This window comes from Mesorhizobium sp. M5C.F.Ca.IN.020.32.2.1 (assembly GCF_004023105.1).
Lineage (GTDB): Bacteria > Pseudomonadota > Alphaproteobacteria > Rhizobiales > Rhizobiaceae > Mesorhizobium > Mesorhizobium wenxiniae.
This window is the reverse complement of sequence record NZ_RZSX01000185.1, coordinates 1-8,701: the sequence shown is the minus strand read 5'-3', so window position 1 is coordinate 8,701 and position 8,701 is coordinate 1. Positions and strand designations below refer to the sequence as shown.

Annotated in this window: 9 protein-coding genes; 2 read left to right on the top strand and 7 right to left on the bottom strand. The window is 62.0% G+C overall.

The window, feature by feature from the left end; translation table 11 throughout:
• Positions 1-792, bottom strand: a 792-nt coding sequence (locus EOA86_RS11990; protein ID WP_348633340.1) for a GlxA family transcriptional regulator, incomplete at its 3' end; no start/stop codon positions are given.
• A 302-nt stretch (positions 793-1,094) separates the two neighbouring features.
• On the opposite strand from EOA86_RS11990, the gene EOA86_RS38570 reads away from it, so the two are divergent.
• Complete coding sequence (locus EOA86_RS38570) at positions 1,095-1,457, top strand: hypothetical protein (protein ID WP_164759552.1); 363 nt, start codon at positions 1,095-1,097, stop codon at positions 1,455-1,457.
• Between the two features lie 158 nt (positions 1,458-1,615).
• On the opposite strand, the gene EOA86_RS11980 is transcribed toward EOA86_RS38570, so the two are convergent.
• The gene (locus EOA86_RS11980) at positions 1,616-1,804 is read right to left on the bottom strand and encodes a hypothetical protein (RefSeq protein WP_029351950.1); all 189 of its coding nucleotides are present in this window, start codon (positions 1,802-1,804) and stop codon (positions 1,616-1,618) included.
• Positions 1,805-2,035: 231 nt separating this feature from the next.
• Between EOA86_RS11980 and EOA86_RS11975 the strand changes: the two genes are divergently transcribed.
• Positions 2,036-2,935: a LysR substrate-binding domain-containing protein gene (locus tag EOA86_RS11975; RefSeq protein ID WP_029351948.1), complete on the top strand. Its 900-nt coding sequence runs from the start codon at positions 2,036-2,038 to the stop codon at positions 2,933-2,935.
• 1 nt (position 2,936) lies between these two features.
• On the opposite strand, the gene EOA86_RS11970 is transcribed toward EOA86_RS11975, so the two are convergent.
• The 5 genes from EOA86_RS11970 to EOA86_RS11950 form a co-directional block, all read right to left on the bottom strand.
• Positions 2,937-3,920, bottom strand: coding sequence for an alpha/beta hydrolase (locus EOA86_RS11970; RefSeq protein WP_095521906.1), 984 nt, complete (start codon positions 3,918-3,920; stop codon positions 2,937-2,939).
• 262 nt (positions 3,921-4,182) lie between these two features.
• Positions 4,183-4,368, bottom strand: coding sequence for a hypothetical protein (locus EOA86_RS11965; RefSeq protein WP_029351944.1), 186 nt, complete (start codon positions 4,366-4,368; stop codon positions 4,183-4,185).
• 190 nt (positions 4,369-4,558) lie between these two features.
• A complete protein-coding gene (locus tag EOA86_RS11960; RefSeq protein WP_128341820.1) occupies positions 4,559-6,688 on the bottom strand; it encodes an ASKHA domain-containing protein in 2,130 nt (709 codons plus the stop codon).
• Positions 6,639-7,613, bottom strand: a complete 975-nt coding sequence (locus EOA86_RS11955) for a methyltetrahydrofolate cobalamin methyltransferase (protein ID WP_128341818.1) — start codon at positions 7,611-7,613, stop codon at positions 6,639-6,641. The genes EOA86_RS11960 and EOA86_RS11955 overlap by 50 nt, the downstream gene beginning before the upstream one ends.
• Before the next feature lie 79 nt (positions 7,614-7,692).
• Positions 7,693-8,701 (bottom strand): methylenetetrahydrofolate reductase (locus tag EOA86_RS11950; protein ID WP_164891694.1); only part of this gene is annotated, 1,009 nt, incomplete at its 5' end.

The window sequence follows — 8,701 nt, the reverse complement described above, 5'->3', positions numbered from 1 at the left end:
CAAGTGCCGGGCCCGGTCGAGGCGGATTTCCAGATAGTAGCGGGCAGGGGATCGTCCCATTTCGGTGCGGAACAGGCGCTCTATCTGGCGGCGCGACAAGTCGACATGATCGGCAATCTCGATCAGCGACAGCGGCTCGGACAGGTTTGCTTCCATCAATTCGATGATGGTCAGCACTTTGGAATTCTGCACGCCAAGGCGCGCACGCAGCGGCAGGCGCTGGCGATCGGTCGGGCTGCGTACGCGGTCAGTCAAAACCTGCTCGCAGACCCGGTTGACGAGGTTGTCGTCGAAATCGTCGCCGATCAGCTTCAGCATCATGTCGAGCGCCGCGGTGCCGCCGGCGCAGGTGTAGATGTTCTGGTCAATCTCGAAGAGGTCGGCAAAGACATTGGCCTTCGGGAACGCCTCGGAAAAACCCGGCAGGTTCTCCCAATGAATGGCGCAGCGCTTGTTGGACAACAGGCCGGCGGCGGCCAGTATATGTGCGCCAGTACACAAGCCGCCGATGGCGACGCCGCGGTTGTATTCCTCGCGCAGCCAGGCGAAGGCCGATCTGTTCTGGTAGCGCTCGACATTGATGCCGCTGCAAACGACCGCCATGTTCGGCCGTTCGGGGCCGGACATCTTCTTGCGTTCGTCCTCCAGCGAGGTGTTGACGGCGCATTCGACGCCGTTCGAGGCGCGCACCGGCTTGCCGTCGATGCTGGCGAGCCGCCAACGATAGGCCTCGTAGCCGAGCATCCGGTTGGCCGAGCGCAACGGATCGAGCGCCGTTGCAAAGGCGATCATGGTGAAATCGGGGACCAGGAAGAATACAAACGATCGCCTGATCGGATGATTTACGACGTTCACAGGGTAACCCTCACGCTGCAATGGCGCGAACAGGATGTCGCGATCAGCATAGCGACATCAGGAAAAACCTTTCCTGTCAATTGGCTAGGCGGCGAAAGGCAGACTTTATTTGCGACATAGGTCGCAAATGGGCAATCGCTATGCGTCGACGGTCCCAACATGCCGCCGGTTTGAGCAAATATGCGGCATGTGGTCGGCACATACAAAACGCGCCGCCTCGGCAGAACCGAAGCGGCGCTGTGATCAACTTCGAAGCAGCAGCCGATAGCGCCGCTTGCGAGCTTGTCAGATCAGGCGACGAAGCCGAGGCGTGCGGCGGCCACGGCGCCGGTCTGGCCGGGCATGGTGTTGGCAAGGCGCTGGCGCTCGAGCGCGGTCGTCAGGTTCATTTCTCGGCGAGAAAAAAGGCGGGCAAAAAGCTTCATCATCATCTCCATTCGGTTGCTCAGACGGGTCGCCTTCGCTTGATGGAGTGGGGCAGCTCGTTGGCTGGCGCTGATATAGGCTTACGTGAGGGGAAACTAAATCGCAAAAGCGAAGCACTTGATATGAAAAGCGACACGGAATGCGACAACTTTGGGCATTCCGCCCAATATTTATGATCATTTACAAGGCGTTAGTTCGAAATGTGAGCTGCTATGCAGCCCGCTCATATGCGCCATGCAGCGGCGACATGGCTGCAAAAAACATTTGACTGCAAACAAAAAGGCCTGCCGGGCATGATCTGCGCGACAGGCCGTCAGCTTTGAATACACACGATCTATTTTGCTCCGCCAGCCCAGGATCCAACCCCATAGCGAGTGCCGGTCTTGGTGTCGGCGGCTTCAGGCCAGCCGATATCCTTCTGCAGTTCGATCGGCAGTGAGCGGATGGCGCGTTCAGTCTGGTAGCGGGCGCGAGCCGCGCTGAATTCGGTCGCGATGCGGCCGATGGATGACAGGATGGACATTTTCATTCTCCTTTTGCATTGGGTCGGGAGCTTGCCGATTGCTCGGCATACGAAGCGCTACACCGGTTTGTTTCAGCTTCATTTCGTGTCGATTGCAGATCGATGTCGTGGGCGTTCAAGGCCGCTTTCGATACACCTGCCTTCGATGGAGTTGACTATCCCACCAAAGTGATGTTCAATCAAACGAAATGGAATGATAGTTTGCATCAGAAAAATTGAAGGCTGCTTCCCATGAACGCCCCACTCAATCATCCGTTGCCGCTGCTTGATCTCGACGTCTTGCGCACCTTCGTGGCAATCGCCGAGACCGGCAGTTTCACAACCGCGGCCAATGCCGTCTTCCGCACGCCGTCGGCCGTCTCCATGCAGATCAAGAAACTTGAGGACATTCTCGGCCGCTCCGTGTTTGCGCGCGACGCGCGCTCGGTGACGCTGACCACGGATGGCGAGATGCTGCTCGGCTACGCCCGCCGGCTGCTGTCTATCAACCGCGAGGTGGTGTCGAAATTCATCATCCCCGACATTGTCGGGGTGGTGCGGCTCGGCTCGCCGGACGATTATGGCGAGCGCGTGCTGCCACATGTCTTGAAGCGTTTTGCGCAGTCGCATCCCTCTATCGCAGTCGATGTCACCATCGACCAGAGTAGCAATCTGCGCCGGCGCATGGACGACCGGGCGCTCGACATCACGCTGCTCACCAATTCCTATAAGACCAGCGCGCTCGGCGCCGAAGTGCTGCTCACAGAACCGATCGTCTGGGCCGGCGCCAAGGGCGGCTGCGCGCATCTGCGCGAACCGCTGCCGGTGTCATTGTGGGAAGAGGGCTGTGCCTGGCGGGCCGGGGCGCTCGAAGCGCTCGGCCGCGAAGGCCGCAACTATCGCGTGGCCTATATGAGCGCGCATACGGCCGGCCAGCGCGCTGCAATCATGTCCGACCTCGCGGTAGCGCCGCTGCCGAAATCGTTCCTCGGCAGCGACATGGTCGAGCTTTGCCCGAAGGACGGCATGCCCGATATCGGCACCTACAATCTGGCCATGGTCGTGGCGCCGGACGCCAGCGCGCCGGTGAAGGCGGTCGCCGACCACATCCGTGCGACCTTCGAAGTGTTCAGGGAAACCGGGAAATTTTGATTCAGGACCTCAACGGCGTAGCCAGGTTGTGAGCGGTGACGCCGCGATCTGTCTTTTGCAGTGACAATTTGTCGGCTTTGGCGTGATAGCTCTCGGTTTCGCTGGTCAAAAACGCCACGATGCTATCGCGCGCACGCCGCGCCTCGGGCATGTCGATGAGCGGCCATGCATGGAACATGCCTTGCTCGAGAACAACCTCAATTTCGACACCGGCGGCACGGGCCTTTTGCGCGAAGATCAGGTTGTCGGGCGTCAGCATGTCGCGCGAACCGGTCAGAAGCAGCGTTTTCGGCAACACCGAGAGGTCACCGTAAAGCGGGCTGATGCGCCAGTCGCTGGGATTTATGCCGGCACTGTAGAGCCGGACCGCCTCCAGCCCGCCCGGAATTCCCAGCCACGGATCGTAGCGTTCCGCCTCGAACACTTCCGGGTTGGCGAGCGACACGTCGAGGCCGGGCGAGATCAACACATGGCGTGACGGCAAGGGCAGGGCGTCTTCCGCTGCCATCATGGTCAGCACCACGGCCATGTTGCCGCCGGCGGAATCGCCCATAAAGACGATGTCCTGCGCTTCCGTCTCATCGAGCATCTGCCGGTAGACCTTGCCGACCATGCCGAACATGGAGTGGAAATCGTGTTCGGGAGCAATCGGGTAGATCGGCACGGTGATGCCGAAGCCCAACCGACGGGCCATATCGCCGATCAGCCGCCAATGATACGGCGTGATTTCAAAGACGTAGGCGCCGCCATGCAAGTAGAGGATACGCTTCCGCTCGCCAGCCTTTGGCGCGATTTCATAGACGGGAAAGCCGTCCACGCTGCGCGTCGTGATGTCGAAACGTGATCGGAGCAAGGCAGGCGGCTGATGGTTCTCCGTCTTGCGCGCATAGGCAATCCAGCGCTGCAGGTTTTCCGGACTGGAAAAGGCTTTCTTGCGGCTATACCTGAGGACAAAGGAAACGACGTGGCTTTTGAGGCTAGGCATGCGGACACACGGACTTCGGTTGAGCCGACTAAGAGAACCCCCGCTATCGAAGATCGTCCCTTCGCCCAGAATGTCAAGATTTGCGCTGAGACAGCACGGCGGTGTGATCTGGCTGGCAATCAAGGCCAGCAGCTGGTCATGGCTCGCTGCAATGCTCAGCGCCGGTGCAGCAGTGCGGCGCGCAACCGAGGGTCGCTTGCCGCCGGAGCCGTATGACGGCTCCGGCGCTTGGCCAGCAGCTTGCATTTGTCGGCGAACGTCATCAGCGCGCCGAACCCAGAAGCAGGGCCGAGAAGGTGACCTGCGGGTCTTCGCGCGGCGACACTGGCCAGCCGATGTCCCTCTGAATTTCGGGCGGTAGGCTGTTCAGGGCCCGGACGGACTTGTTCCTGTTGTGCGCATGCTTGATGGCCGTACCAAAGCGGCCGAGGCTTTCGAACATCGACATCTTCATCTCCCTTGGAGTGCTGCGGCGGCTGGAAGTTATTTCCTGCCTGCCGTTCGATGCCGGTTAAATGCGCCTCGCATGTATCTGGTGGATTTCACGAAAACAGCGCCTTGTTTCAGTTTGGGCTGATCCGGAAACATTTGCATGCAAACGAGAATGAGGGCGAAGTGCTGCTTTCGCCGGCGGGGTATTACCCCCGGCCGCGCCGGGCCGCGTGGCCTTCGCGTGAACGCCGCCGGGGGGCGGCGTCGCCGGCAATGCCGTCTTCGCTGACCGTCTTGCGCGGTGGCAGTTTCACCGCCGCCGAAAGTTTCGGGAACGGGTCGACCTTGTTCGGCAGCGCCATGGCGTAGACGAAGTGCTCCTGGAATTTCGGCTCCAGCGCAGTCTCGATCTTCTCGATCCGGCTCACCGTTTCCTCGATCTCGCGGCGATAGCCGCGGTTCAAAAGCGCCATGCGCGCGCCGGCACCGGCGGCATTGCCGACGGCCGAGACCTTGTCGAGATCGCAGTCGGGGATCAGTCCCAGCACCATGGCGTATTTCGGATCGATGAAGGAGCCGAAGGCGCCGGCGAAGTGGATGCGGTCGACATGATCGGTGTGCTGCTTTTCCATCAACAGCTTGATGCCGGCATAAAGCGCAGCCTTGGCGAGTTGGATGGCGCGCACGTCGGTCTGAGTGATGGTGATCCTGGGCTCGCCCTCCTTCAGCACGTAGGAGAAGGTGCGGCCATTCGCGGTGACCCGCGGCGAGCGGGCGGAGAGCCCGCCATCGACGACGCCGTCCTCGGAGATGATGCCGGCCAGATACATTTCGGCGACCACCTCGATGATGCCGGAGCCGCAGATACCAGTGACGCCGGTTGCCTGGACGCTGTCGAGGAAGCCGGGCTCGTCGGACCACAATTCCGAGCCGATGACGCGGTATTTCGGCTCTAGCGTATCGGGATCGATGCGCACGCGCTCGATGGCGCCGGGCGCGGCGCGCTGGCCGCCGGAGATTTCCGCGCCCTCAAAGGCCGGACCGGTGGGCGAGGAGGCCGCCACGACTCGCTGGCGATTGCCGAGCACGATCTCGGCATTGGTGCCGACATCGACGATCAGCATCATCTCGTCCTGGCGGTGCGGGCCTTCCGACAGCGTCACCGCAGCCGCGTCGGCGCCGACATGGCCGGCGATGCAAGGTAACATGTAGAGCCTGGCGCCCTGGTTGAGCTTCAGGCCGATATCCGACGCCTTGATGTGCACGGCGCCCGAAACGGCCAGCGCGAAGGGCGCGCCGCCGAGCTCGGTCGGGTCGATGCCGAGGAACAGATGGTGCATGATCGGATTGCCGACGAAGACGGAATCCAGGATGTCGTTGCGCTGGACGTTGCCTTCCGCACAAACCTTATCGACGAGACCAGAGATCGCCTCGCGCACCGCGACCGTCATGCCTTCGCGACCGTCCGGGTTCATCATCACATAGGAAACGCGGCTCATCAGATCCTCGCCGAAGCGGATCTGCGGGTTCGACGTGCCCGAGGAGGTGGCGACGCGGCCCGACAGAAGCGAGACCAGATGCATGGCGATGGTGGTCGAGCCGATATCGCAGGCAAGCCCGTAGGCCTCGTTCTTGAGGCCGGGCCACAAAGAGATGACCCGCGCGGTCTCACTTTCGGCATCCTTGTGGATGGCGGCGGTCGCGGTCCAGTTGCCTTTGCGCAAGATGCCTTGCACCTGCGGCAGCAGATGGACGTCGAAATCGAGGCTCTTGAGTCCCCAGTCCTTCATCAGCGCGATCTTCAGGCGATCGAGATCGCCTAGCGGCTTGTGCATGTCGGGCTCTTCGATCTCGACATAGCACATGTGGATTGCCGAATCGCGGGCGATGACCCTGGTGTCGGCGTCCTTGCGGATGGTCTGCGCGTTGATGACCGTGTCCTGCGGCACGTCGACGACGAGATCGCCGAGGATCTGCGCCGAGCAGGACAGGCGGCGTCGTTCGGGAAGGCCGCGCACGCGTTCGTAGCGCTCCTCCTTGGCACCCTTGGGCGAGATGTGGTCGTTGGAAGAGACGATCTTATGTTTGGCGAAATTGCCTTCCTGCACCTCGACCTGGCAGCGCCCGCAAGTGGCGCGTCCGCCGCACACGCTCTCGACATAGACGCCGAGCTGGCGTGCGGCATCGAGCACCGGCGTGCCGACCGGAAACCGCCCGCGCTTGCCGGACGGCATGAACAGCACGAGCGGATCGGTGATGTTGGCAGGAGAGTTCACGATTGCGCGCTTATCCCCGGGCCATACGGGCTTCACGGCCGCCGCGCCGGCGGCCGCCATTGCCATTGCCTTCACCCGGCGTATTGACTTGCGTGGGCGCCGCGATCGCCTGGCCGCCTTCGGCCGGCTTGTAGTCCTTGTATGTCCTGATCCAGTTGGTGCAGTTCTCGTCGGTGCCGTTCAGCACATTGGCGCCGCGCACAGCTTCCATCTCCTGCGGCCGCACCGGGTTCATGATCGCCGAGGTCATGCCGGCGCCGATCACCATCGGGATGAAGGCGGCGTTGATGCCGTGGCGGTGCGGCAGGCCGAACGAGATGTTGGACAGGCCGCAGGTGGTGTTGACCTTGAGCTCTTCACGCAGCCGGCGCAGGAGGGCAAAGACCTGGCGGCCGGCATCGCCCAGCGCGCCGATCGGCATGACCAGGGGATCGACGACCACGTCATGCGCCGGAATGCCGAAATCGGCGCAGCGCTCGACGATCTTCTTGGCGACGGCGAAGCGCACGTCCGGATCCATCGAAATGCCTGTCTCGTCGTTGGAGATGGCAACCACCGGAACGTTGTATTTCTTGACCAGCGGCAGGATGGCTTCGAGCTTCTCTTCCTCGCCGGTGACGGAATTGACCAGCGGCCTGCCCTTGGCGACCTTGAGCGCCGCCTCGATGGCCGCGGTCACCGAACTGTCGATCGACAGCGGCAGGTCGACCAGGCCCTGCACGATCTCCAGCGTCTGCACCAGCAGCGCTGGTTCGGTTGCGTTGGGGTCGACGGCGGTAACGCCGGCATTGACGTCGAGCATGGTCGCGCCGCAGGCGGCCTGTTCCAGCGCATCCCTAATGACGGTGTCGAAATTACCCGCGATCATTTCAGTGGCGAGCTTCTTGCGCCCGGTCGGATTGATGCGTTCGCCGATCACGCAGAAGGGCTGGTCGAAGCCGATGATGATTTCTCGTGTCGCCGAGGCGACGATCGTCCGGGTCATGAAGTCTCTCCCTCGTGATATAAAGACTTCTTTATATCGTTTCTGATTTCGATCAAGCGAATGGTGACCGTCCGCGCCATCAATGCGCGGTCTTGACCATATCCACTTGGGTTTCGGTGATCTCGTCGTGCAATATGTGGTCGAGCCTGTCGGCGACGAGCTGGTCGTCGCGGCGGATTTCGCGTTTCCAAGGCTGGCGGCCCTTCAGCACGCCCGATTCATCGACGATCTCGGCCACGTATTCCTCCTGACGATAGGCCATCACATGGACGCCGGAGACGCCGGGAATTTCCTTCACCTCGTTGATGATGTCGATGCAGAGCTGCTTGCCTTCCTTCTTCTGGTCGTGGGCGCCTTCCAGCCGCTTGACGATCGAATCGGGGATATGAATGCCCGGCACGTTGGAGCGGATCCATTTGGCCGTCTTGGCCGAGGCCAGCGGCCCGACGCCACACAGGATGAAGCATTTTTCCGTGAAACCGAGATCGCGGACCTGCTGCATGTAGGTGCGGAACATCGGCACGTCGAAGCAGTACTGGCTCTGCACGAATTGCGCGCCGGCGGCGATCTTCTTGCCCAGCCGGTAGGGGCGGAAATCGATCGGCGGCGCGAAAGGGTTGATCGCCGCGCCGAGGAAAAGCTGCGGCGGCGTCGTCAGCTTGCGGCCGGACAGGAACTTGCCGTTGTCGCGCATGATGCGGCAGGTTTCCAGGAGCGACATACAGTCGAGATCGAACACCGGCTTGGCGCCCGGCTGGTCGCCGGCCTGCACGCCGTCGCCGGTCAGGCACAGCATGTTGGCGACGCCCATCGCCGCCCCGCCCAGCACGTCGCCCTGGATGGCGATGCGATTCCTGTCGCGGCAGGCGATCTGCATGATCGGGGCATAGCCCATGCGGGTCAGCAGCGCACAGATGCCAACCGACGACATGTGGCAGTTGGCGCCCGACGCGTCGACGGCGTTGATGGCGTCGACCCAGCCGTCGAAGATTTTCGCGCGGTTGTAGACGTCCTCCGGATCGGCGCTGTCGGGCGGGTTGAGTTCGGTGGTCACCGCGAACTCGCCGCGCCTCAGAACGCGCTCCAGC

Coding starts and splice junctions, on each gene's coding strand:
- EOA86_RS11980 (WP_029351950.1), bottom strand. CDS start 1,804: ATGTCCATCCTGTCATCCATCGGCCGCATCGCGACCGAATTCAGCGCG.
- EOA86_RS11975 (WP_029351948.1), top strand. CDS start 2,036: ATGAACGCCCCACTCAATCATCCGTTGCCGCTGCTTGATCTCGACGTC.
- EOA86_RS11970 (WP_095521906.1), bottom strand. CDS start 3,920: ATGCCTAGCCTCAAAAGCCACGTCGTTTCCTTTGTCCTCAGGTATAGC.
- EOA86_RS11965 (WP_029351944.1), bottom strand. CDS start 4,368: ATGTCGATGTTCGAAAGCCTCGGCCGCTTTGGTACGGCCATCAAGCAT.
- EOA86_RS11960 (WP_128341820.1), bottom strand. CDS start 6,688: ATGGCGGCCGCCGGCGCGGCGGCCGTGAAGCCCGTATGGCCCGGGGAT.
- EOA86_RS11955 (WP_128341818.1), bottom strand. CDS start 7,613: ATGACCCGGACGATCGTCGCCTCGGCGACACGAGAAATCATCATCGGC.